14 protein-coding genes are annotated in these 26,975 nt (G+C 39.9%); 9 read left to right on the forward strand and 5 right to left on the reverse strand.

Annotation, left to right across the window (positions count from 1 at the left end; translation table 11 throughout):
* Both BLS35_RS15575 and BLS35_RS15580 read left to right on the forward strand, forming a co-directional pair.
* On the forward strand, window positions 1-170 hold a 170-nt coding region (locus BLS35_RS15575), incomplete at its 5' end, for a transposase (RefSeq protein WP_175459607.1).
* A 351-nt stretch (window positions 171-521) separates the two neighbouring features.
* A complete protein-coding gene (locus tag BLS35_RS15580; protein WP_090782676.1) occupies window positions 522-1,007 on the forward strand; it encodes a hypothetical protein in 486 nt (161 codons plus the stop codon).
* Window positions 1,008-1,014: 7 nt separating this feature from the next.
* Here the strand turns inward: BLS35_RS15580 and BLS35_RS15585 are convergent, their stop codons facing one another.
* Window positions 1,015-2,241: an MFS transporter gene (locus tag BLS35_RS15585; protein WP_090782678.1), complete on the reverse strand. Its 1,227-nt coding sequence runs from the start codon at window positions 2,239-2,241 to the stop codon at window positions 1,015-1,017.
* 113 nt (window positions 2,242-2,354) lie between these two features.
* Here BLS35_RS15585 and BLS35_RS15590 point away from each other — a divergent pair, with 113 nt between their 5' ends.
* Entirely contained in the window at window positions 2,355-3,248 is an 894-nt protein-coding gene (locus tag BLS35_RS15590) for a LysR substrate-binding domain-containing protein (protein ID WP_090782680.1), read from the forward strand.
* On the opposite strand, the gene BLS35_RS15595 is transcribed toward BLS35_RS15590, so the two are convergent.
* Window positions 3,228-6,221, reverse strand: a complete 2,994-nt coding sequence (locus tag BLS35_RS15595) for a glycosyl hydrolase family 28-related protein (RefSeq protein WP_090782681.1) — start codon at window positions 6,219-6,221, stop codon at window positions 3,228-3,230. The genes BLS35_RS15590 and BLS35_RS15595 overlap by 21 nt on opposite strands.
* A gap of 48 nt (window positions 6,222-6,269) precedes the next feature.
* Here BLS35_RS15595 and BLS35_RS15600 point away from each other — a divergent pair, with 48 nt between their 5' ends.
* A complete protein-coding gene (locus BLS35_RS15600) occupies window positions 6,270-7,403 on the forward strand; it encodes a patatin-like phospholipase family protein (RefSeq protein WP_254778916.1) in 1,134 nt (377 codons plus the stop codon).
* A gap of 51 nt (window positions 7,404-7,454) precedes the next feature.
* Complete coding sequence (locus tag BLS35_RS15605; protein ID WP_090782685.1) at window positions 7,455-9,953, forward strand: hybrid sensor histidine kinase/response regulator; 2,499 nt, start codon at window positions 7,455-7,457, stop codon at window positions 9,951-9,953.
* 3 nt (window positions 9,954-9,956) lie between these two features.
* Here the strand turns inward: BLS35_RS15605 and BLS35_RS15610 are convergent, their stop codons facing one another.
* Entirely contained in the window at window positions 9,957-11,285 is a 1,329-nt protein-coding gene (locus BLS35_RS15610) for a sigma-54-dependent transcriptional regulator (RefSeq protein ID WP_090782687.1), read from the reverse strand.
* 96 nt (window positions 11,286-11,381) lie between these two features.
* Window positions 11,382-11,693: a hypothetical protein gene (locus BLS35_RS15615; RefSeq protein WP_090782690.1), complete on the reverse strand. Its 312-nt coding sequence runs from the start codon at window positions 11,691-11,693 to the stop codon at window positions 11,382-11,384.
* 370 nt (window positions 11,694-12,063) lie between these two features.
* Here BLS35_RS15615 and BLS35_RS15620 point away from each other — a divergent pair, with 370 nt between their 5' ends.
* The 3 genes from BLS35_RS15620 (at window position 12,064) to BLS35_RS15630 (ending at window position 14,691) form a co-directional block, all read left to right on the forward strand.
* Window positions 12,064-12,480 carry a FliH/SctL family protein gene (locus tag BLS35_RS15620; protein ID WP_090782693.1) on the forward strand — a complete coding sequence of 139 codons (417 nt, stop codon included), beginning with the start codon at window positions 12,064-12,066 and terminating at the stop codon, window positions 12,478-12,480.
* A 52-nt stretch (window positions 12,481-12,532) separates the two neighbouring features.
* The gene (locus BLS35_RS15625; protein WP_090782695.1) at window positions 12,533-12,970 is read left to right on the forward strand and encodes an RrF2 family transcriptional regulator; all 438 of its coding nucleotides are present in this window, start codon (window positions 12,533-12,535) and stop codon (window positions 12,968-12,970) included.
* 125 nt (window positions 12,971-13,095) lie between these two features.
* A complete protein-coding gene (locus BLS35_RS15630) occupies window positions 13,096-14,691 on the forward strand; it encodes a S8 family peptidase (RefSeq protein ID WP_090782697.1) in 1,596 nt (531 codons plus the stop codon).
* A 61-nt stretch (window positions 14,692-14,752) separates the two neighbouring features.
* On the opposite strand, the gene BLS35_RS15635 is transcribed toward BLS35_RS15630, so the two are convergent.
* Window positions 14,753-17,299: an NACHT domain-containing protein gene (locus BLS35_RS15635; RefSeq protein ID WP_090782699.1), complete on the reverse strand. Its 2,547-nt coding sequence runs from the start codon at window positions 17,297-17,299 to the stop codon at window positions 14,753-14,755.
* A gap of 303 nt (window positions 17,300-17,602) precedes the next feature.
* On the opposite strand from BLS35_RS15635, the gene BLS35_RS15640 reads away from it, so the two are divergent.
* Window positions 17,603-26,944: an Ig-like domain-containing protein gene (locus BLS35_RS15640; protein ID WP_090782701.1), complete on the forward strand. Its 9,342-nt coding sequence runs from the start codon at window positions 17,603-17,605 to the stop codon at window positions 26,942-26,944.
* Window positions 26,945-26,975 lie beyond the last annotated feature (31 nt).

Below are 26,975 nucleotides of genomic sequence, written 5' to 3' on the forward strand. Positions count from 1 at the left end.
AGCAGGGCATTAAATATCGTAAACAACGCCCCGTCGATGTAGAACCCGTATTTGCACATATCAAAGCTAATCGTGGCTTCAAACGGTTTTTATTGAAAGGGATAAGCAAGGCTGAAGTAGAAGTCGGGTTGCTTTCCATCGCTCACAACTTAAAAAAATGGAAAGCGTAAAGCTTTTTGTATCGTTGTTTAATGCTAAAGTACACCGGGGAACATAGATGCATACACAAATCAACGTTCAACCAAAACTTGTAGCTTTGATCTGAAAAAAGTAGCTAATAACTCAAAAAATAACACAATAAAAAAACCGTCTCATAATTGACTTATGAGACGGCTACTTTTTATTTTGTTTCGTAAAAATGGCAGACTTGACTCCAAGTCAATAACACATGTAAATTGACTTGAAGTCAAGTCAATTTGGAAACGAGCTAAATAAATCCCTTTTGTCTAAAACAATATGCCTGTTTTTTTTATTTAACCTTAAACCAACAAATTAATTATTCATCTTTATTTAATGTTATTATGAAAAACTCGGCCCTTTATTTGTCACTTTTAGCTTTGCCATTATTGTTTAGCTGTAATCAAGATGCTCAGAGAAATAAGGAATTGAAGGATAGTTTAGCTGCTGTAGCAAAAGGTTTGGCTCCTAAGGAATGTTATATAGCCGTTGATGCAACGGATACTGCAAGAATGACAATTAGACCCGGACTGAATGATAAGGTAACAGGAGATCTTGTGATCAGTTATAAGGAAAAAGGGAAGAATGATGGCGCGTTTGTAGGTGCATATAAGGGTGATACCTTGTTTGTGGATTATACTTTCAAGATTGGTACGACAAATACAACAGTTTATAAAAATCCATTGGCTTTTTTAAAGAAAGATGGCAAACTCATCTTAGGTGTTGGCCAGATAGAAACAAGTGTAGGTAAGTCTTATTTTGTAAAAGGGAAACCTATTAGCTTTGATAAAGGTAGATTTACATTTGCTACTGTAGATTGCAAGGAATAAAATTACCTTACGATCTGAACAGCAATCCTGTAATCGGTCTACCAGCACGTTTTGTTTGATACATAAAGAATAAGCCTGTCGCTAAAAGTCCGATAAAGCCAGCGATACAAACAGCCAATCTAGGTCCAAACGCATGTGCTCCCCAGCCAATCAATAAGCTACCAATTGGAATCATTCCCTGATAAGCCATTACATAGTAGCTGATCGCCCTACCTCTCATTTCGGGGATCGCATGCGTCTGAATATAAGTATTGATCGCAGAGGTTTGGGCCATCATGCCTATTCCACTTAAAGCCATAAACAGCAATGCAATTGGTAACACGCTCGAGTAAGACATAAATACCAGGCTTAGGCCGAATATTGCACTCGCAATAATCGTTATTTTCATGAGCGGTTTGGCCGATTTCAAGTTGGCCAGATACATCGCTGAAACTACAGAGCCCAAACCGGCGGCACTTTCGAACCAGCTAAAAGTTCCGGCATTGCCATGAAATAAGTCTTTCGCAAAAATGGGCATTAAGGTATTGAATGGGATCACAAATAAACTGCTAATTCCGATCATCACAATCATACTGCTCAAATCTTTATCACTGGATATATATTTAAAACCATCTTCAAGTTCTCTCCAGATGCTTTTTTGAGCATGTGGGATTACAGTAAGGTTCAGTTTCATCATCAATAAACAGATGAGGACAGGAACATAACTTACAAAGTTGCCCACAAAACAAAAGTCTTCGCCAAAAGTACTCAGAATAACACCGGCGATTGCAGGCCCTACAATTCTCGCCAGATTTGCCATCGTAGAATTCAGCGCTATGGCGTTAGGTAAGTCGGCTTTGTCTTCCACCATTTCGACCATAAGCGATTGGCGACAAGTCACATCAAAAGCATTAATGATCCCTTGAAGTAAACTTAGACCTATAATAATGGGGATGTTGTAAAACTTGAAATATATGATCGCAGCTAATGCACCGGCCTGCATCATAGAGATAACTTGAGTAATCAGCAGGATTTTATATTTGTTGTTTCTATCAATTAAACTCCCGGCATAAGGAGAAAGAATCAAAGAGGGAATAAGACTAACAAAGGCAACTAATCCCAGCAACATGGCCGAATCTGTTAATCTGTACACCAGCCAGCTTACCGCCGTCTTCTGCATCCAGGTTCCGATAAGGGAAATGGATTGTCCGTAAAAGAAGAGTTTGAAATTGCGGTACTTTAATGATCTGAACATGAGGTACTATATATAAGATTAATGTGCTACAAATTTCGGCATAAGATTTAAAGTGGTAAAATTGATTGTTTTAATGATATTGATTAGTTTTAACGATCGATTAATTGCAGGTAATGGAAATTAGACAAATCAACTATTTTATTAAAGCGGCTGAAATGCTACATTTTACTGAAGCAGCTGCGGCATGTTTTGTGACACAGTCGACCCTTTCTCAGCAAATCAAACAATTGGAAGAGGAACTGGGGATGATGTTGTTTGACCGGATAGGAAAGCATGTCCATTTGACTGAGGCTGGTGCTGTGTTTCTGAATCACGCCAGACAAATTGTGCTGGATGTAAAGAAATCTAAACAGGCCATCTTCGAGTTAAATAACCTGGTTATTGGTGAACTAAGAATAGGCGTTACTTCGGCATTTAGTTCTGTATTACTGCCGGCACTGGCGCCCTTTTCTGCTAAATATCCTGGGACTAAAATAATAGTAGAGTATGGTACTGCAGCAGAGTTGGAGTATAAATTGAAACAGGCCGAACTGGATGTACTTCTTGCTTTTCATGAGCAGACAGATAGCGATGATGTCAGTCTGGAAATGGAACATCTTTTTTCATCGAGGATTATGATGGTGGTGTCCAAACATCATCCGCTTGCCAGTCTTGATAAGATTTCTTTAGCCAACCTTGCTAAGGTGGAGCTGATCTTGCCAAGTAAGGGCTTTAGCTCAAGGGATTTGTTAGACGAACTATTCCACAAAGCCCGTCTCTCACCACTGATAAAAATAGAGATGAATAATATCCATTCCTTGTTGTCATTGGTGGATGATGGTAGTTGGGCCACCATCCTTAATGAAAAAGCGCTTATTACCTGGGAAAACCTGGTTGCCATTCCAATCTCAGGAAAGGAATATTACAAGCAAGCCTTTATTTTGTGGCAAAAAGGAGGGTACAGAAAGAAATCGGCAACCCTTTTTATTCATGAATTAATTGAGACACTACAACTTGGGAAAACCTGATGAACTCATTCCTGATTGCTTAAAGGATGGTAGTTTGGTCGATGATTTGTCCCATTGGTCCTTAAAGTAAACGATATTGCCAGCAATAACATCCGATGAGTTTTTAAGCTTAATGACAACAGGATTGTCATTGGCCTGAACCATTTTTAAATCAGATAGTTTTGCTCCAATTACGTCATCCAGGAACATGGCGTACCTGCTGTCGCGCTTTTCATAATTGAATGAACTGTTTTTTACAGTAAACCCATTAACATGGCGCGCCCATATTCCATAAGAAGGTTGAACTTTTAGGTTTCCTACATTGTATTGGCCAACACCCAATTCTGGCGCCAGATTGGTCGTGTCCGAAGCAGGGTTTCCACCTTTTACCAATACATGCACATCATTAAATACGATGTTTTTGATATAGCCCGTATGCAGTCCGTTGGGTAACTTAAAATCAAGTCCGCCCACAACCGTTTCTGTATCTGGTAATTTATAACCTGCAATGATTGGGGTAGCTTTATCCTGTGTGCCATCATAAGCCTTCCAGCGGCCATTTTTACCACCGTATGAACTTCCACCATACACCTCAAAAATATCTATCCCATTAAGTATAATATTCTCCACCTTACCTATGCTCACATTCTTAACCAGCAATTCATCGTGTTTTATTCCATTTTCCATAAAAGCATATCTACCTACAGTAGCACCTAAAATGCGAGCACGGTTAGATATGGAAATAAAGAAAGGAGCTCTGGTTCTATACATCTGAGAGCGGGAATGTAGTTTTCCTGTATGGCCACAATTTAAGTGAATGTCGCTGATATGCGCACCGTCATTGGTCGAAATAGAAAAACCCGCCTTGTTTGCGCCAAGTACATAGATGTTGTCCACACAAATGTCCTTAATGTCGTCTGCCGTTTCTGAACCGATTTGAAACAAGTTACAATTTGTATCACCGATAATGTTGCGCACTTTATAATTCCTTGCCGGACGAGTGAAGCCCAAAGAACAATCAGAGCCCGGTTTTATGAGGTCATCAGAACTTACCTTCGAGTAAATATTGGTCGCCGTAACATTGTTGCAACCCATAAAATCATAAATGTCGCGGGCATTCCCCTGGTTTGCTTTGCCAAAATAAGTATCGTGCACATTGATGTTGTCTGTGCCTGTAGCCAGCAAAGCAAAGTGGCCGGCGCGATCAATTCTTAACATGTTACTCACATCAACAATTTTTGAGTTGTCTTTAGCAATATAATAGGGTTCATCTTTTTTAGGATCATACCACAGGTCTTCGGGACGGTATATACCACCAATTTCCAGATTCGTACATAGTTTCAACGTAAACATTTTATCAGCGCGATTATCTGGCGCATTGTTCATTACTTTATCGCTATTCACCAGATTCCCGTTACCCGTAATCAAACCATTACCAATGATTTTTACATTGTCCAGCCGCTCCCCAAAAAACATGGTGTTTCGAAAATAATGATGGCCAACATCCTGTTTTGTAAGGTAATTTTCTGGATCAGCATAGGGGCCAGCGTCAGTAGGCGAGAGTCCGGAACGATATTTCTTATCACTAAACCAACTAGATTCAGGAGCATCGGCCCCTTTAATGGCACTAATGGTAGCTTCCTTATCCACAAACAAATAAACATTACTTTTTAAATGGACTGTTCGCACATGATAAACCCCAGTACTAAATAAAAGCGTACCACCACCCATTTTATTTAATGAATCAATTGCATCATTGATCCCTTGTGTATCATCCGTACTGCCATCACCCTTTACCTCAAAATTTTTAACATCTACTTTCCCCGAATAGAATTTGAGCACATTAGATAAACCCTTATTTGGGCCATCCTTAACATTAAGTTTAAAGGTATATAATTTTTTAGGTGATAAACCCGACACCATAGCCGTTCCTTTTTTAGCATCAATCACAGCCGAAGCTGCGGTCCAGCTTTTACCATTATCCACAGATTGCATAATCGCAACATTTTTGATGTCGGCATTGATACCCCATTTAAAACCAACAGTAGTATAGGTAGTTGGTGTTTCTTTATACTGAAGATCCCTGTTTACAGCCCTTTCAAAGCTCGAAACCGGATTGGTTACTACTAATGTTGCACAAGCGGAGCCGGTAGCCGGACTGGTTAAAATCTCAGGCTTGGCTGTTGTATAGGACCCACTAAATGCATATTTTCCTGCTCTGTTTAATTTTACATTTTCAATCGTAAGCTTAAGATCTGGCCCATTCGATGGTCTCAAATCCAGGTTGCTAAAGGTAAGGATTGAACCTCCATCAGCGGATTTGCTAATGGTTGCAGTTCCAACTTTCGAGTAGGAATAAGCACCACCAACACGACCAATAGACTGTGTTGCTAAATCTTTTAATTTGACTGTACCACGTCCAATTACATTAACGGTGGTATTGTTTAGTGTAACCTCAATGCCGGCAGGCAAAAAGAGCTGCACCGTAGCATTAGGCGTTCTTTGGCCTGCGCTAAAATAAAGTGTCAAGCCATTACTGGTATTTACAGTGGTCTGCTCACTCTGTAAGTAAAGCCGTCCAGCTACGGCCATTGGTTTTACTACAATTTGATAGGTTTTTGTCGCTTTTCCATCCTCAGCAGTTACCATAAGCAAATCACCATTTACCAACTCCCCATCTTCTTTTGTCCTTCCATCCTTATCCGTAATCCTATACTTCTGAGAAGATCCATCTTTCGATTTCAGCTGCAGCGGAAGCTGTTTCGCAGTAATTTTTGTAGAAACCAAACCTTTATCCTCTGGGGTATCTACCGTGAATAAATAAGTGCTCCCGGCAACAATAACCAATCGATCATTCGTTATTTCCGCAATATGAGTAGACGATTTGCTCAGCTCTATTTCAGGATCAGATTTGTGTTTTTTGATTTTAATCGCCATAGAGGGTATAGCGAAACACATCAATAGAATCAGGGATAACGATTTTAGTTTGTTCATGATGAATTAAAATGGTTCTTAAAAATCGGTATTAAGTATTAAATATATATGACCAAGTATTCAACTATTCTGGCAGAAAACCTATATTTACCTGCAAGGCTTAGTTGTATTATGAAGAAAATCCTTTCTATTGATGGTGGGGGAATAAGAGGAATTATTCCGGGAATGGTATTAGTTGCGCTGGAAGAAAGGCTGAAACTGGAGAGTAAAAATCCAGATGCGGCTATCGTTGATTATTTCGATTTTTTTGCAGGCACCAGTACCGGAGGTATACTTACTTGCCTTTTGCTTTGTCCTGCGGAGGAAAATCCGACAAGACCACGTTTTTCGGCCAGAGCAGCACTAGACCTATACCTGGAGCATGGAAATGAAATCTTTAAAATGAGTTTCTTTAAACGTATCCGGGCAAAACTTGGGCTTGCTGGAGAACGGTACAATAGTATGGTTTTTGAAGGTGTACTAAAGAACTATTTTGGTGAGAAAAAACTTAGCCAGCTTATCAAACCCTGCATCATCAGTGCTTATAATATTGAACTGAGGAAAACCCATTTTTTCAGGCAGCAGAATGCAATTAAAAGGGGCAATATCCGTGATTTTTATTTAAGAGATGTTTGTCGTGCTACTTCAGCTGCACCTACCTATTTCAGCGTGGCAGAAATACACTCATTGGCCAATGTACGTTATCCTCTACTTGATGGTGGGGTATTTGCTACAAACCCAGCTTTAAGTGGCTTAATCGACGTGACCAGGGCCTTTAACCAAACAAGGATTAACGATATTTCACTAGTCTCACTAGGTACCGGTCGTTCAAGAAGGTCTTATGATTACGATCATTTTAAGAAAAGCAGCGCGATGGCTATTGTGCCTGCAATATTAGACATTATGATGAGTGGGGTTGCCGAAACCAGTGACTTCTTCCTGAAACAACTTTTCAATTCGATTGGGCATTCCGAAAACTACATTCGTATAGAACCCGATAGTTTGGAGAGCATTAAAGAGGGATTAGATGCCGCAAGTCCTGCAAATCTTGAAAGGTTAATTGCATTGGGCGACAGGACGGTTAGTGAAAATGAAGCGCGGATCACTCAGATCGCAAAGATGCTGATTGCGGAAGCAAAGGAGTCTGTAAATAAAAAGCCATGGGACTTTTTAAAGGCTGTAAGATCGCTTGGCTCTATGTAAGCACGTAATTGTAGCATACTTTTTGTTCTTACTTTTTCGTTAACAACAAGGATGAGCAATAAACTCCAAAGCCGTTTCTTCAAAGCCATAAAAGGAAAAATCATAATTGCACTGCTCTTAGCTTGTTTTGCTATGTTTATGGCTTGGGCAGTAAGCAAGGTGGCTTTTAAAGAAATGCTGACCACTGTGGAGAACATTACCGCACCAAGTGAGCGCTTAAGGGTCGTGAATGCAATTTCACGAAAAATAGGGGCACTTGATCAGCAGCAAAAAAAGAAGGCATTTAACGATCCAGGTAATTACAACCAGTTATTTAAGGAGTCCAGGCAATTGCGACTGGTGCTAGATACTTTGGCTGGGTTATATACCAATGACTCTACCCAGCTGACCCGGATTTTAACCATCAAAAGACTTTTAAGAGAAAGAGATAAGCAGTTTATAAATTACCTTAAAGTAAGAGAGCGGCTTGTAAATAGCAAGTCTTTCTCTGAACAGGTTAAAAATCTAAGCGCGCTGGCAGCCAAAAGTTCAGAACAGGCTGATAGTACCATAGTAGCTACAGAACAGAAAACATCCACAACCACCATATATCCAACAGAAGAGCGTCCAAAAGGCTTTTTTGGTAAATTATTCGGTAAGAAAAGGACCAATGAAGAGGATAATGGGGTCAAGATTGTAAACGAAGAAAAGGTAAAAAGAGATACCATTGCCTTGTCTGCCGAAGCCCGAATGACAAAAAAACTGGAGCAGTCCTTAAAGGTTATTGAGAAAGAACAGCGGATTAAAAATGAGAGTTTCCTAAACATGGAAGCACTTTTAACTGATGCAAATAACTTACTGGTTAGCCAAATGCTTGATGTTTTGAGAAAGGTAGAGAGTGAAGTTGTTGCACAAATTGAATTAAACGGTATTCAGGCTAAAAATGTAGTAAATACAGGTATCAATACGATTAGTCTCATTATGCTTATCTTTTTCTTTTTAACGGTTCTCTTGCTCTATTTCATTTTAACAGACATTACAAAAAGCAATAAATACAGGACCGAGCTGGAACTGGCAAAAGACGAAGCTGAATACCATGGAAGAGCCAAACAGCGGTTTCTTTCCAATATGAGTCACGAAATCAGAACACCCTTGCAATCCATTATTGGCTATTCCGAAATCATTAGAAAGCAGGAAAAACCGCAACGCAAAGATATTGAGGCCATTTATCATTCTTCAGAGCATCTATTGCAAATTGTGAATGAAGTATTGGATTACAACCGGATTATTTCGGGCAAATTTACCTTCTCCGAAAAATCATTTGATATCGAACAACTACTTAATGAGGTGGTTTCGGTGATGCGGGCACAAGCCGAACTCAAATCGCTTCAGCTGATTACCGAATTTGAGCTTTCTGGCATTAAATACGTAGAGGGAGACCCTTTTAGGTTAAAACAGATTTTGTATAATCTTTTGGGAAATGCGATAAAATTTACAATAAAAGGTGAGGTCACACTCTCCGCATTTTTCAAAAGACAGGGAGAGCTCCTTCATTTTACTTTTCTGGTGAAAGACACTGGGGTTGGACTATCTGAAGACGAAACAAAGCTGATCTTTAATGAGTTTGAACAGGTTAGCACTTTAGAAGATGAAGAATTGAATCTATCTGGTGCCGGGCTGGGCTTAACCATTATCAAATCATTGATTGAACAGCAAGGAGGCAGGGTTTATGTGAAAAGTAAGAAAGGTGTAGGCAGCGTATTTACGGTTTACCTAACACTTAGGATATCCAGCGAACCAGAATATGAAAGTAAGCTGATCGAATCTCCGGTTTATAAAGGAAAAGTTTGGGTAGTAGATGATGACCAGTTGATTCTGGATCTATGTGCCGTTATTTTTGAAAACCACGGTATTGATGCCCAGTTTTTTAACTCGCCCACACAATTGTTAAATGCCGAGTGGAACAATGAGGTAAAGTATATATTGATGGATATGCGGATGCCTGAAATGAGTGGTATAACCCTTTGTCGGCTGCTGAGAGAGAAAATAGGCAATGCAGTGAAGATCTATGCTATTACTGCACAGGTGTTGCCTGATGAGCGCGAATTGCTTTTAAAGAATGGATTTGATGGCCTGGTGATGAAACCCTTTAAACAAGAGGAACTTTTAACCATATTTTATAATCAGGCTACTACCGTTGTGGAAACTGACGAATCGGCTGAAATAGAAATAGAATCCGTTGACTTGGATTTGACTGCATTAAAGAAAATGACTTTCAACGATGATGAGCAACTAAAAAAAATACTCCTCAGATTTTCGGAAGACAGTTTGAACGATAGCGATGAAATAAGGGATGCGGTGGATAAAGCTGATCAACCTCGGTTGCGGTTACTTACCCATCGACTGGCTGGAAGAATTGCTCAGATAGGTGCAAAAAAGCTGGCCACTGCATTTAGATTGATGGAAATGGAATTGGGTAACAAAGATTTAGATCCGCTTAAAAAGCCTCAGATAGAGGCTTTGCTAACACAGCTGAGCCAGTTATTGGCTCAGATTAAGACGTCAGAATAATATTTATTCGATATCGTAACGCTCCATTTTACTGTAGAGTGTTTTTCTATCTATATTAAGGAGTTTTGCGGCTTTAGATTTATTGTATTTTACTTTGATGAGTGTTTCTATAATCATTGCCTTTTCATTCAGCTCATTAATTGCTTTTAGATCAGTGCTATTGGTTCTTGGTGCTTGATTTATAGCTATGGTCATCTCCTCAGGAAGGGATTCCAATTCAGCAGTTTCATTGGGTGTAAGCAACACCATACGTTTAATTACATTTTTGAGTTCGCGTAAATTGCCCGGCCAGTCGTATTGTAGCAATAGCGCCTTAGCTTCCGCTGAGATATTTTGTACATTTCTGTCCAGTTCCTGATTGGAAAGTTTGATAAAGTGAGCAATGAAAAGCTCAATATCTTTATCTCTGTCTCTTAGTGCAGGCAATTGTATTTTAAACTCATTCAGTCGGTGATAAAGATCTTCTCTGAAAGAACCATTGGCTACACTCGTTTTCAGATCATCATTGGTAGCAGTAATAATTCTTACATCAACTTTAATAGATTTGGTACTACCTAGTGGCTGTATAGTTCTTTCCTGAAGCGCCCGAAGCATTTTAACTTGAACCTCATAGCTTAAATTTCCAACTTCATCTAAGAAAAGCGTACCACCTTCGGCAGCTTCAAATTGGCCTTTTTTGTCAGTTAAAGCCCCTGTAAAAGCCCCTTTTGCATGACCAAACAGTTCGCTGGCTGCTAAATCTTTAGATAATGCCCCACAGTCAATGGCCACAAATGGTTTGTTACTACGTTTACTCTGTGTATGTAAGGCACGTGCCGCGTACTCCTTACCTGTACCACTTTCGCCCTGTATAATTACCGACATATCTGTAGGTGCTACCAGGTTAATATGCTCATAAAGCTTATCAGCAATGGTGCTTTTGCCTTTTATGGCATCAGCATGTTCAACAGATTTATCGGATTTCGTATTCGCCTTTTTACCGAGTGCATTTTTGATGAGCATAAGGAGCTCATCCGGATTAACCGGCTTGGTGATATAATCAAATGCACCGAGCTGTATAGATTTTACGGCCGTTCTAACATCGTTAAAACTGGTCATGATGATTGCTGGTTGGGGCGCGCCTTTTTCCAACACATGGGAGAGGACATCTAAACCGGTGCCATCTGGTAAACGATAATCAATCAATAGGAGATCGAAATTTTGCTGATCAGTTATTTTAAAAGCTTTCTTTACATCGTTTACAACATATGGTTCATAGCCATGCTTTGTAAGAAAGCCTTCTAACACCTGAGAGAAAGTAGAATCGTCTTCAATGATCAGTATTTTTGCCATAGGTATTGCGCTTGTGATAATAGCAAAAATACAAAAGCCGGATGAAATCCGGCTTTTGTGAGGTAATATATTATATAAATTAAGGGATATAGGGACTTATTCTATAACCACACCGTCTTTACCTAGTTTTAAAGAGGCGGTTTCTTCTCCTTTTTTAACATCAACCTGATAATATTCAGATTTGTCTGCTTTTGTAACAAGGAATGCAGCTGTTGGGATCCATTCTTTATATTTGTCTGAAGCTAATGTAGCTTTTACTGGATCTGGAAGATCCTTCAATTCAACTGGAGTTTTAGTTGTACTGTCTTGTGGTACGCTGATTACAACTGGAACTTTGATTTCGCTTGCTTGTACTGCTGATAATCCTGCAAATGCTAGGAACGCTGCTGATAAAATGATCTTTTTCATAATTATAAAATTTAAATTCGTTTTCTAATTAATTACGATAAGGTAAAGTGCAGAATTGTGCCATAACTGGCGACTGTAATTAATTTACTGATATTCAGATTTTTATGATTTTATTGTGTAGTTAAAGTTGTAGACTTCCTCCCCAATGTGTAGCGTGCTGAACCAAGATTTTTATTAGAATTGCTCGGCAATCCTTCGGGAACGCAAGCACACCCAGTAATTTTATTTTGATCTGGAGTCGGTTTTTACTGCTTAGCATAATTTTGTTTTGGCAAAAAACAATAACGCTGCGTTTTCAACCAAATTTCAGCTCAGTAAAGGTTTGCCATTAATTATCTAACGAGGTTTGCTTAAACAAATTAGAAAAACAATGAGCGAAGAAACAGAAGGAAAAAGATCAGGCAAGGCCGAATTTGATAAGCTTGAAAGATTTATTGTAAAAATACGGGTTGCGGAAGTGGGTAACTTAAGTCCAGAGCAAATAAAGGAATATCAGGAAAACTTAAAAAAGCGAGGTAATAGTAGTAGCGTTATGGATGTTATGAGAGAAGAAGCGATTCAAAGGGGGATTGAGATAGGACTTGACGAGGGGATGGACAGGGGAATTATGAAGGGGCGGGTAGAAGGGCTTAAAATGGGGCTTGAAGATGGTATTAAAATAGGAGTTGGAAGGGGGCGCGAAGAAGAACGTAAAAAACTGGCGATTAAATTAAAAGCTGAAAATGTGTCTTTAAGCATCATCTCCAGGACTACCGGGTTTACTATAGAAGAATTAATGTCTTTATAGCAGGGAATGAAAATCTATACAAATACATAAATCTTTTCTTAGCTTTGCTGTTATGCTGTCTAAGAAAACGAAATATGCAATAAAGGCACTGGTTGCTCTTGGCAAGAATAGGGAAAACCCTCCTATGCAAATAGTGCGGTTAGCAGAACAAGAGATGATACCCCGGAAATTTCTGGAGCAAATCCTACTTGATATGCGTAATGCTGGCTATTTATATAGTAAGAAGGGTGCAGGGGGTGGATATAGCTTGAATAAGGATCCAAAGGATATTTATTTGGCGGATATACTTCGTATTACTGATGGACCAATAGCAATGGTTCCCTGTGCCAGTTTAAAGTTTTACCGTAAGTGTGATGAATGTCATGATGAGGTAACTTGTGGCATCAGAAAAACATTTATTGATGTAAGGGATGCTACGTTAAAAGTACTTGCCCAAACAAGCATTGCTGATGTGATTGCTAGAGAAACTGACGATACGATCGTGAGCTGATAGATCTGCTTACCAAGAATCCATATGATTTTCAAAACCAGGACTTATCCTGGTTTTTTTTTGCCTTATAATGCCTTACCACATAGGTCCAAAATTTAATTAACTTTGTCAAAATTTTGAAAAATATGAATAAGATTAACAAGGATTTTTTCTGGAGTAGAGGAATGGGAGTGGTTTTATTGGCAGCGATGCCTTTTATGTCATTTGCTCAAAAACCGAACTGGCAGAACCTAGATTTAAAAGCTGATTCTACATTCGGTATAAGCACAGAAAAAGCTTATAACGAATTGTTAAAAGGTAAAAAATCAGTACCAGTTATAGTTGCAGTTCTTGATGGTGGCGTAGAAGATGTACATGAAGATCTAAAATCTATTATTTGGGTAAATAAAAAAGAAAAAGCTGGTAATGGAAAAGATGATGACAAAAATGGTTATATCGATGATATTCATGGCTGGAACTTTATAGGTTCTTCAAAAGGCTCTGTGAACTACGAAACTTTAGAGTTGACACGTTTAGTAAGAAGAGACAATGCTAAATTTGCCAATGCAGATGCAACTTCAGTAAAAGCAAGCGACTTGCCTGCTTTTGAAGCTTATCAAAAAAATAAAGCTGAATTGGATCAGGAATTAGCTGAGGCTAAAACAGGATTAGAGCGTTTTGGAGGAATCAAAAATGCAATTGATGCTGTAGTGAAAAAAATCGGTAAGGAAAATCCTACGCGCGAAGATTTTCAGGCTTTTAAACCTGAAAATGATATGGAAACTAATATTCAACGTATCATGCTTGCTCAATTAAAAAACAGCAGTTTTGATGATTTCTATAAAACTCAGATTATACCAGGTTATGATCATTATAAAAACCAGGTTGAGTATAACCTCAATGTTGATTATGATCCACGTGGTATTGTTGGTGATGATCCTAATAACAGCAAAGAGCGTTTCTATGGTAACAATGATATTGCTGGACCGGATGCGAGACATGGATCTCATGTGGCTGGTATCATTGGCGCAGTACGTACCAATGATTTAGGTATCAAAGGTGTGGCTGATAATGTAGTGATCATGGGTGTTAGATGTACGCCGAATGGTGATGAGCGTGATAAGGACGTTGCAAACGCGATTCGTTATGCTGCTGATAATGGTGCTAAGGTAATCAACATGAGCTTTGGAAAAGGCTTTTCATGGGATAAGGCAGTAGTTGATGAGGCAGTTAAATATGCTGTATCTAAAGATGTATTGCTTGTTCATGCTGCAGGTAACGACAACAAAGATCTAGAAGTAGAGAACAACTTCCCGAACCCAGATTATATTAGTGGTGGTAAAGCAGCTTCATGGCTTACTGTTGGTGCGTCTAGCTGGACTAATGATGGAAAGATAAAAGCTAATTTCTCTAACTATGGTAAAACGAAAGTTGATGTTTTTGCACCTGGTGTAGACATTAACTCAACAGTACCTGGATCGAAATATGAGAAATTAAGTGGTACAAGTATGGCTTCACCAGTAGTTGCTGGTTTAGCTGGACTTATTCGCTCTTACTATCCTAAATTAACTGCTGTACAAGTAAAAGATATTATTATGAAATCTGTTGTTAAAGTTAATCAGTCTGTAGAGGTTAAAACAGAAACAGATAGTAAAACTATTCCTTTTGCAGATCTATGTGTTACTGGAGGTATTGTAAATGCATATGATGCATTGAAACTAGCTGCGGAATACAAGAAATAAATTCAGAATTACAACCGACCGAATAAAAAAGCCATTGATAGCAATACAATGGCTTTTTTATTTAATGGTGATTGAAGTCTGTGTGCTCTCTTGGGAGGGCAAGAATCTTTCGGGAAAATTTGTTGTCCTCTATAAAGGTTAGCCGCTCATATTTGTATTCATTAATCCTATCCACACTGTTTAAATCAGAAAAGATAGCGATCAATAGGTTGTACATTTCTATACAGTTATAATTTAAGCTGTGTGTTTTAAAGAGATGGATACAACCCTCACAATAATCGCGGGCCAGCAGATATTCGCCTCTATTTTTAAGTTGATGCGTCTGTGTCATTTTTAAAATGGCAGCAGAATATTGTGTGACTTTATATCGGTGCTTGTTTTCATGAATTGCCACTAGAATTCTGACCAGTTGCTCCGTTTTCTTGCCAGGATTTATTCGCGTGCGCGACAAGGCAAGCATATTCATGATAAAAATGGTAAATGCAGATCTTCGGGTAAATTCTTTAGGATGCAATTTGACGATAGTATTTATCATTTTAACTGCCCCCTGGTCCGACCCGAAAAATAAATTGAGCACAATAGCCATCAAGTAAACAATCCCCTGCTGGGTATTGAGCACTCTATTCTCCTTTAAAAATGGATACCATAGGTTTTCTATTTGGCCCAAAAGCTCATTATTGCTAATGTATTTGTTCGTAATTTTTGCATGAACAAGTTGGATAGCTTCAAAAGGGTCTATCACCCAGTTTGATCGGCCCATATCTTGTATTTTTTCCATTCGAGAACTAATCCGATGTTCATCCAAACTCAACATATCCATCACCGCAAGAAGCGATTGATAGACTAAAGTATGTTCATCAGCATCCGAAATCTCAACCAATACTTCGACTGCTTCCTTGAAACTCGCGTCCACAAAATCAAAGTTGATTAGCTGCTCAATTATTTTCTCGTGCAGCTTGTGTTCCCTAATCAAATGATTGGTGTCTGCACTATACTTCGACCTGTATTTTAGGTTTTCGGCAATAAAAAGTATTAAATAATTATGTTCGAGATGCGATAATGGTAAATCAAATACGTAGCTAAGCGATTTTAAATCACCTATTCTAATGATAAAGCGAATCGCCCATTGTAACAGCTGGAAACGGGCGCTGTTATTTTGGTGTTCATTTTGGATGTATTGGAAAAAATCTTCCTCTACGCGTAAATTGAATTTCTCCAGGATCTCAATGAACAAGAAATATTCGAAGGTATGAGACTGAATAAAACGAACAAATTCTCGTGGATGATAATCCTCATATTGCTTTTCTTCTATTAAGATCCCATCAGAAAGGAGTTCCATATAGGCATTCTTGAATGCTGCTAATTCTCCAATTAGCAGGTCTTTAGGAACGCTGGCTCCATTTTTTCCAAAATCTGTGAGCTGGATTACTTTTTTCAGGAAAAGGATTTTTTCTGTATAATAATTAGAACGGTATATATTTTCCTGAATGAATCTGGAGATCAGTTCGTGGAAGGTAATGTTTGTAGAATAATTGAAACAAGGATCTTCTTGCTTTAACTGATAGTATAGTTGTATATGGAATGGTAATTTTAGTTGCGCCTTAAGTTTTGGATTAATATCTGTGACTGGTTTACCATCAATTCTAGAAAGGATCAGATCTACTTCTTTTTCTGTTAATGGCGGGACATTAGAAATTTCAGCCACATTAAAGTAGTTACCCGCAAACCATTTTGTTTTTAAGTAAGCGGAATGTCTAATCAATTCGTAAAAACGAATCCAATAGGTAGAGCGCATGCTCATCACCAATTTAATGCATTCAATGTCTTCTACTGAACAGATGAAATTGATGAGGCTATCAAACAGTTGTTTTTTTAAATCCTTTTTAAGCGTAAGCTCTGAAAAACCATCTATAAAAATGACAAACTTTCCGTTTGAATTTTTGTAGTTCTCCTCAATGAAACTAATCAGACTTTCTTTTTTGGGGATATTGAGTAAGGTTTTGAGTTGATCCTCAAAATTTAGATTAGGATTTTCGGCATTAAAAAAGTTATATGCCTGCAAAAATAATATCGAAGAATCATGGAAAGCGGTATTGGGGTTATTGAAGAATTTTTCTGCCAAATGGCACATTAACATTGTTTTTCCGTAACCTGGTTGTGAGATAAAAGCAGTGAAGCTATAGTTGCTTTTAAGAAATTCCTCAAAATCGTGTTCAGCAAATTTTCGGCTGATGGTCAAATCATAAGGCATGCCTACACGATTCTTGATTCCTTTCAGCGTGAAATCTGTGACTTTAGATACCCTGTATTTGATGTCTCCCCAGGTGGCAGGTGGACTTCCGGGGTGGAGGCCGATCGCAATTGGCCAGTTTTCTAAAATTTCTCCGCTAACATATTCAGTTAGGGTTGTAATGGTGAATTTAGAGAAGTTATGTTTGACCGCTGCAAAGCCGAATAGCCGTTTAATAGTAGTTTCACTAACGTGCTTATTTAATGCTCTGCTGATTTCAATCGATATCCTTTTGCAATCAGCAGGTGTAGCTGTCCTAATGCCTGTTTTGATTAGGATTAAACCTTTGAGTTCATTTAAGATAGATGCTTCATCCATACACTTTATAAGTGAGCGTTAAAAAATATAACTAAACGAATATAACGCAATAATAAGAATAATGAACAGGCATTATTTTGAGAAAAAAAAAGAATAAAAAAAACAAAGCCTTCAAAAACCTATCCCACAGTGGTTTAATGGCGTTTTTTTGACAAAAACGAATTTTGCTAATCTAGATAATGAACAAAATGAACGGCAGGTCACTTTTGCTGTGACTTAAATGAACAAGACGAATAGAGGCTAAAAACGAATGTATTTCTAAAATTGTGAATCTTAAACATAATTCATCTCAATCACTCTCCTATGAAAAGGACCTCTACCTTATTTAGCTTATTCAAAAAGTATCTTTTCCTCATTAGTATTTTTAGTATAACGCTCGCAGCTACAAAATCGTATAGCCAGACCAGGATTTATGCTAATGCGGTGAACAATACCAGTCATGTTGATAACCCAAATAATGCGAAGACCAGCAGCGAAACTACTTTCGCAAGAGTAAATTCCAACGCAGGACTTGCTGCTGGCCTTTTTGCTTATCAAGGTGAATTAGAATTGATATTTCCAACCAAAGTTCCCGCTGGCAAAACCTCGTACATCAGAATAAATTTGAACGAGCCGGATTTGTTAAATACGCTGTTGGGGGGGAGTTTGGGGAATTTATTAGCTGATGTGGTTGGAACGGTTGTACTTGGTAACAAATATTTTGAGACTGGAGCCAGGATGGGGGCAGGTAGTGGTAACAATGTAATCTCCGCAACCAGTGCTGTGCCGTTCTCTACTGATAATGTTAAGATTGTTAAAGATGCAAATGGTTATTATTATATCGCTATTACGCCTCAAAGCGAATATGATCGTGTTTATGTCAAAGACTTTACCGATGCTATTTTAGGTCTTGGAGCAAGTAGTTATACAGATGTTTATTATGCTTTTCATGGCGAAGGTGTTGATCCTTGTGCACAGGGTTTTGCTACGTCCTATGAAGGAAAGGGGATATCATTAGATCTATTGAAGTTGGGGCAGGCCGGAGTAACGAATATGGAAAGGGCTATTGATGCTGATAAAACTAATTTTTCACAATTAAGTCTGGGTGTTGTAGGAGTAGGATCAGAGATCAGTCAGACAATTTATTTTGAAACATTATCTAAGTCAACAGATGAATTTAATTTGAAAATACAGGCCGATAAGGCTTTATTAGATGTAGGCCTTGCAAATAATATTAAGGTTACAGCTTATAATGGATCAACATCAGTTTACGAGACGAACTTAAATAATTTGCTGAATTTGGATCTGTTAGGCTTGCTAAAGACAGGAGTTCCTGTTCCGATTCCGTTCGCACCGGGAGTTGCTTTTGACAGAGTGAAAGTGACTTTTTCTTCTTTTGTAGCGGTTGGCCTAACACAAACATTTAATTTATATTCTATCACACGTTCGGCGGCACGGCCAACATTTGTAGCGCCGGCATCTAGTGCCGTCACAGTATGTTATGGAACATCCGCTAATCTAACGGCAACAACATTGGCGACAAATGATTTGCGCTGGTACGATGCACAGGTGGATGGAAATTTGCTGGCTACTACGGCCTACAATGGCGCTTTCCCTACACCTGCATTAACCGCGAGTAAAACTTATTATGTTGCTGCAAGGACCCTTAATTGTACAGAAGAATCTGTAAGGGTACCAGTTGTAGTGACAGTAAATCCCGTGGTAGTTTTTTCGACTACCGTATTAAGTAATGGATCGTTGACCGCTCCTTACTTTAAACAAATTACTGCTGCTACTGGTGGGACGCCAGGCTTTACTTATGCTTTAGCATCTGGTAGTACGCCTCTGCCGGCTGGTATAACATTGGCTGCCAATGGAACCATAGCAGGTACACCAACAGTTTCCGGTGTTTTCCCTTTCTCCATTACCGCGACAGATAGTAAAGGCTGTCCGGCAACTACTGCTTTCAGCTTAACGATAAACGCTGCCTTGTCTATTCCAACAAAAGCATTGCCTAATGGAACAGTTGGAGCGCTTTATCCTCCAGAAGTAATTCCAGAAGCCATAGGAGGAACAGGCCCCTATACTTATGCAGCGCCCCAGGGCTCTCTGCCTCCGGGATTAGATTTTGATCCGTTAACAAGGACAATTACAGGTACGCCTACTCAAAAAGGCACTTATGAGATTCCTGTAACGGTTACCGATGCAAACGGAAATACCCTTACACAAAAATATACCCTGGTAGTCAGAGATCCGTTGGTATTGGCTACTGTACCGCTTTCTAATGGTACAGTAAATGTAGTTTATCCAACGCAAACAATTCCGTCGGCTACTGGTGGAAGCGGGGTTTATACTTATAACGTGCCAAATGGAGTATTGCCTCCGGGATTGACTTTTGATCCGCTTACACGCCAAATAAAAGGCACACCAACTCAATCCGGAACCTACCCGTTTTCTGTTACGGTTGCCGACTCAGAAGGAAAAACAACGATAACTAACTATAGTATATTGGTTAAAGATCCATTGGTGCTGCCTGCTAAAACATTGCCAGATGGAACAGTGGGTGCTGTTTATGCCACTCAAACACTGACTGGTGCTACAGGTGGAGCAGAGGGGTATACCTATATAGGTACTAACTTTCCTCCAGGATTAACATTTAATCCGACAACACTTCAGGTTACTGGAACGCCAACAACTTCGGGTTCTTACAATGCCAATGTGAAGGTTACGGATGCAGATGGGACTATTGCCAATCAAACTTACACCATAAAAGTGAACGGTGAACTTACGCTTCCATCGGCTACCTTGCCAAATGGATTGGTGGGTACAGTTTATCCAACTCAGGTTTTACCTGCCGTTAGCGGCGGTACATCTCCATATACCTATACTGCAATTGGCATGCCTCCAGGGTTAACTTTTGACCCGGCTACACGAGAAATTAAAGGAACACCATTATCGGGGGGGACTTTTACCGTAACGGTGACCGCAAAGGATAAAAATAATTTGACTACAACTACAGATTACACCATCGTTGTAGATGTGAGCGGCCCCACTGTAAATGGAGTAACGACTTGTAGCGGAACACCAGCAACTTTATCTGTATCCAGCCCACAAACAGGGGTTACTTATAATTGGTATGGCCCAACGGGAAACACGCCAGTATTTACAGGTACAACTTATACTACAGGGCCTATAAATGCGAATACAACGTATTATGTAGAGGCTGTTTCTGGTACTGCTGTAAGCAGCCGGACAGCTGTAAATGTTAGCATTAACGCTGCGCCAGACCCTGTTAATGTAATCACTGCAAATGAGAATATCAGTAAAGGGCAGACAGCAACACTATTGGTTAGTACAACAGGCGGTAGTATTGCAAAATGGTATACTTTGCCAACCGGCGGGGCACCATTCTTTACAGGAACTAGCTATACTACGCCAGCTTTAGCTGCTACAACTAAGTATTACGTGGAAACAGAGAGTACATTGGGCTGTTTGAGTCTGACTAGGGTAGAGGTTAAAGTTACCGTAACTGATTTACCAGTAAATGCTAAATGTAATGCGGCTACCAGTCAACAATCTGGTGTTGATGGTATTTGCCTTTTATGCGGAGTTGTTGATCCAAGTGCATCTACAGATGCAGATCCGAATACCTTTACCAAAATTAACCTGGTTGTTGGTGCCGGTGCAACAGGTTATCAACGATTGATATTTGCGACTCCAGGTTCGGCCACCGACAGTGTTCGTTTAGATATCGCTACGCCGGTTGGTTTAGCTGATGTGGCGGTGCTAGGAAATATTACGATTACTTTATTTAATGGCAATACCATGGTTGGTACTGCACACAATTTAAATGAATCACTTATCAACCTTCAATTAATAGGAGGAACTCGATTTAAAGCAACATTCGTAGCAGGCGGGGTTTATGATCGCGTTGAAATACGCTTTGGTGCTTTGGTTTCTGCACTGAGTAATTTAAGTATTTATGGCGCAGAAGTCGTTTATCCTAGCCCAACAGTTTCGGCTACTGGAAAAACAATTTGTTCGGGCAACGTTACTACATTAAATGCAACTGCAAATGGTGGTACCACATTAAAATGGTTTGCTTCGGCATCTGGAGGTACTGCATTGGCTACTGGACCAAGCTTTACCACGCCTACTCCATTAACAGCAAACACTACTTTTTATATAGAAGTAAGTAAAAACGGTTGTGCAAATACAGACAGAGTACCGGTTACAGTTACTGTAACTACTGCGCCTGATGCTCCGGTACTGGCAAATTCGAGTGCGGTATGTGCTGGATCGGCCGCTGTATTGTCTATCAGTAACCCTGTGGATGGAACAACTTACAAATGGTATACTTTGCAAACAGGTGGAACGCCTGTATTTGAAGGAGCTGTATTTAATGCTGGAGTATTAAATACTACAACTACTTACTATGTGGAAGCTGCAAATGGAAGCTGCTCAAGTTCAAGTCGCACTGTGGCTGTAGTTACTGTCAATTCGCTTCCAAACTTACCACAAGTCCAAGCCTCGGCTACAACTGTTAATCCTGGACAAACGGCTATACTAAATGCTTCTTCAGCAGAAGCTAATATCATATTTAACTGGTACGATTCACCAACTGCTATTACAGCTTTGCACACCGGCCCTACATACGTAACCGCTCCATTAACGGTTACAGCTACCTATTATCTTGAAGCTGTATCAACTGTTACAGGTTGTGCAGCTTCTAGCCGTGTGCAGGTTACAATTAACGTAGACAACGGTGGGCTGCCAAATCCGGTGCCATGCGAGGCCGCTACAACCCAAACGAATGGGGTGGATGGGCTTGGATTATTGGCCGGAGTATTTAATCCTGAACTAGCTGTTGATTTAGACACTAAAACGGGATCATCATTGGTACTTCCGGTAGGCCTGCTTGGTGGTTCAGTTTATCAGCGTGTTGGGTTTACTGGACTTTCACACACAGGTGATACAGTACGTGTTCAGTTGTCGACACCAGGTAAATTACTTTCATTAGGACTTTTAGGAGGAATCACGCTTACTACTTACAATAATGGGGTAAGCAATAACGATCCACTATTATTGACTAATAATCTGATAGATCTGCAATTATTAAGTGGAAATACTGCTGCGCTACTCTCTTTTGTTCCGACTCTTCCGTTTGATCAGGTAGAGCTGCGTTTGAATGCTGGTGTAGCAACGTTGCTTACTACAGTAGATTTAGACTATGCACAACGGATTACCAAAGCACCAGAAGTAGCTTCGGCGAATGTTTCAGGTTGTGAAACGCAACCATTAACCTTATCCGTGCTTAATCCTCAGGCAGGACTTACTTATACATGGTATGATGCAACAGGAACTGAGGTTCATAAAGGCGATTCTTATATTATCCCTAATCTTACAGTAAGCACAAAATATTATGTTTCAGCGGCTAATGCTTCAAACTGTGAAAGCTATAAAACTTTAATTAACGTAACTGTAAGCCCTAAACCTGCAGCACCAGAGTTAGTGGCCCCAACTATTAATACTTGTGCTGGTAATGACGTGACTATAACAGTGAAAAATCCAATCGCTGGAATCACTTATCAATGGTATGATAGCAGTAACACTTATCTTGCTGGTAAGGATGGGGTATCATTAACGATAGCTAATGTTCCAGCTCTTCCCCCAACCTTAAGCTATTCAGTAAAAGCTGTAAATAATTGTAATGTAGCTTCCGATCCAACAACGGCTACAATTAATATTGGGGCATTAGATATACCTTTGATTACTCCGCCTTCTGTGACTGTAAAAGTTGGAATTAAGGCTGTTTTAACTGCAACATCAAGCACTGCCGGTGTTACATTTAAATGGTATGATGCTCCTATAGCTGGTAATTTATTGTTTACCGGCCCAACTTACATTGCTGATGCTCAATTGGTGGCAGGCTCAAAAACTTACTATGTTGAAGGCACTGCTCCTTCTGGCTGTACTACATTAACAAGGGCATCGGTTGTTGTTACAGCCAATGATGGTCCGGTTCTACCAGTTCCTTGTGAAGGTGCAAGTACACAAGTTCCTAAAACTGATGGGGTAGTTCTACTTGCGGATGTGTACAACCCTGAATTGGCGATTGATCAGGATGCGGCAACGGCTTCCTCTCTGGTGATACCGGTTGGTGCACTAGGCGGATATGTTTCCCAGCGCCTGGGTTTTGTTGGTTTATCTAACGTAGGTGATACCGTTAGGGTATTGCTGACTTCGCCGGGTAAATTGCTTTCTCTATCTGTTTTGCCGTCACTTACGGTAACCTCTTATAATGGTGCTACTGATAATGGTGATGCAACCATGATTTCCAGTCCATTGATTAATCTTCAACTTTTGAATGGTGGTTCTCAGGTTTTATTAACTTTTGTGCCAACCAAACCTTTTGATGGTGTTGAAGTAAAATTAAACTCAGGGCTTTTAGGAGCCTTCGGTTCAATAGATGTGAATTATGCACAACGTGTAATGATTGCTCCAAATGCATTGGCACAAAGCGCAGCTGCATGTCAGGGATCAGGAGCCGTGTTGTCGGTTACAAATCCTCAAGCTAATGTAACGTATAAATGGTACCAGGGAACAACGTTTATGGCGGATGGGAATAGCTATTCAACGCCAACTACATTACTGGCGGGTACTTATGATTTCTTTGTGACCGCTGCTAGAAATGGATGTGAAAGCAAAAGGGTAAAAGTAGTGGTTACAATATTGCCATTGCCAGTGCTTCCTGTTGCGGATGTAGTTAGTCCAGTGACAACTTGTATCAATACACCGGTTACTTTAAGCGTAAAAGCAGTAAGTGGTGTAGTCTTTAACTGGTTTGATGCTGCGGTTGGCGGAAACCAATTGGTGACTAATAATAAGGACTACCTGACATCAGCAAATTTAGCTGTTGGCTCTTATGACTATTACGTTGAAGCTGCTAATGCAAATGGCTGTACCAGTTCGGCCAGATTAAAAATTACCCTTATTGTTAAAGCGAATGCAGTATCAACTGATATTATTGTTGCTGATCAAACGATTTGTTCGGGAAGCACTGCATCACTAACGGCCACTGCTCCGACTATTCCTGGTGCTACATTTAAATGGTATAAAGATCCGGCTTTGAAGGATACTCCATTTGAAGGTGCTAACTTTATCACTGATGCATTAACAGTAACAACCAGATACTACGTGATTGTAAATGGGCCAAGTACTTGTTCGAATGATGCTTCATCAGCTAAAATAGTTACGGTAACAGTAAACAAAAATGCGGTAGCATCTGATATTGTTGCAGCAGATAAGACCATCTGCGCGGGCTCTATAACTACTTTAAATGCAACAAGTACAACCGTAAATACCCCGGTATTTAGATGGTATAAAGATCCATTGTTAACGGATGCACCTTTTGTAGGAGCTACATTTACAACCGACGCACTTACTGCAACTACTAAATATTATGTAACTGTAAGTGGTGATGGTATTTGTGCAAACAATGCCGCCTCGGCCAAAATTGTTACGGTTATAGTAAACCGAAATGCAGTAGCAACGGATATTACTGCGGCAGATAAAGCTACTTGTTCTGGTACTGCAGTCGTATTAACCGCTACGAGTACAATAAGTAATCCAGTGTTTAGCTGGTATCGTGATAAGGACCTTACTGATCTGGCTGTAAGAAGTAATACATTTACTACGCCAGCATTAACGGTTGATACTAAATACTATGTTACTGTAAGTGGAACTGATGTTTGCGCGAATGATGCTTCAAATGCTAAGGTGGTAACAGTAACGGTAAATAGAAATGGTATAGCAACCGATATTACACTTGCCGACAAAACCATTTGTTCAGGAACCTCAGCAATACTTAACGCTAGTAGCACGGTAGCTACGCCAGTATTTAAATGGTATCGTGATGCTTCGCTTACTGACCTTGCATTTGAAGGACCTAGCTTTACTACACCTGCGCTTACCCAAACTACAATCTATTATGTAACGGTTAGTGGAACTGGTGTGTGTGCTAATGATATGGGTGCTGCAAAAGTGGTTACGGTAACGGTAACTCGAAATGGTGACGTAAGAGATATCACTTCGGCTGATCAAACCATTTGTTCGGGACAAACCGCAGTGCTTTCGGTAAGCAGCGGCACAGTAAATAATGCTGTATTTACATGGTACCGTGATGCCGCTTTAACTGACGTGGCCTTTAGAGGATCAAATGTAACTACGCCTGTCCTGACAACAACTACAAGGTATTATGTAACAGTAAGCGGTGATGGTGTTTGTGAAAGCTTACCAGGCTCGGCCAAAATGGTAACGGTAACTGTTAATCCAGTGCCAAATGTACCGATCATTGGCCCTGCAAGTCCAACAGCTTGTTCTGGTGATGCTGTGATATTAACCGTTCAAAACCCGCAAGCCGGAGTTACTTACGAATGGTATACAGCGGTAACCGGTGGAACCTTATTGAAAACGGGTACTTCATTTACTACTGACCCACTAAATGGCAATGTAGATTATTACTTACAAGCAACGAATGCTTCAAATTGTGGTAATGTTACGGGCAGGGTTAAAATAACTGTAGTTGTAACAGGTAGACCACAGCCGCCTTCGGTTGTCTTAGGTACCGTAAACACTTGTCTTGGAAGTGGTGCTACTCTATCCGTAGCTAACTCCGTAGCCGGAACTACCTACAATTGGTACGCTACAGCGACCAGTACTGATATATTAGGCTCTGGTGTAAACTTCACTACACCGCCAGCTACCGTTACCACTACGACTTATTATGTAGAGGCTAAATCAGGTAACTGTACCAGCTCATCACGTACACCGGTAGTTGTAAATGCTGGTGCTCTTCCGAATCCTCCGGCAACGGTTTCAGGAGCAGGGAATCCGGTGTGCCCTGGTAGTACAACTGTTTTGACAGTGAACAACCCGGATCCTGCTGTTAAGTATGCATGGTTTAGCGTTCAAACGGGAGGTACATCACTTGCCGAGGGAAATAGCTTTAACGTACCAGCACTTTCTGCAACAACGACTTACTATGTGGGTAGTATTAATTTACTTAGCGGTTGTTCAAGCAGTACACGTACTGCGGTAACCGTTACGGTGTTAACCAAACTTGCAGCACCGGTAGTCTCAGTACAGGCTGCTACGGCAACAAGTATCAACTTTGCATGGATTGCAGTACCGGGAGCTACAGCTTATGAAGTTTCTATAGATGCAGGTTTAACATGGACAGCTCCAAGTTCAGGTCCGGCTGGAACTTCACATCTGATAGCTGGTTTAAGTCCAGACCAACAAGTAACGATAAGGGTAAGAGCTAAAGGTCAGTTGGATTGCCAATTGAGCGATGCGACCACCTTTAGTGGTAAGGCCGAGAATCCTCTAGGCAACGACATTTTTGTTCCAAATACATTCACGCCAAATAACGATGGTAAAAATGATATCCTGTATGTATACGGGAATACCATTGCCAAGTTAAAACTGCGTGTGTACAATCAATGGGGGCAGTTCTTGTACGAATCACTATCTGTTCAGAACGGATGGGATGGTACTTACAAAGGGGATGTACAACCAAATGGTGTATATGTGTATTACCTCGAAGCTGAATTTAATGATGGGACAAAAGCAACTAAAAAAGGAACGATAACTCTATTGAGATAAAATGTATCCGATAATAATGAAAAATAGAATT

Origin of the sequence: Pedobacter sp. ok626, assembly GCF_900100435.1 — a bacterium.
Lineage (GTDB): Bacteria > Bacteroidota > Bacteroidia > Sphingobacteriales > Sphingobacteriaceae > Pedobacter.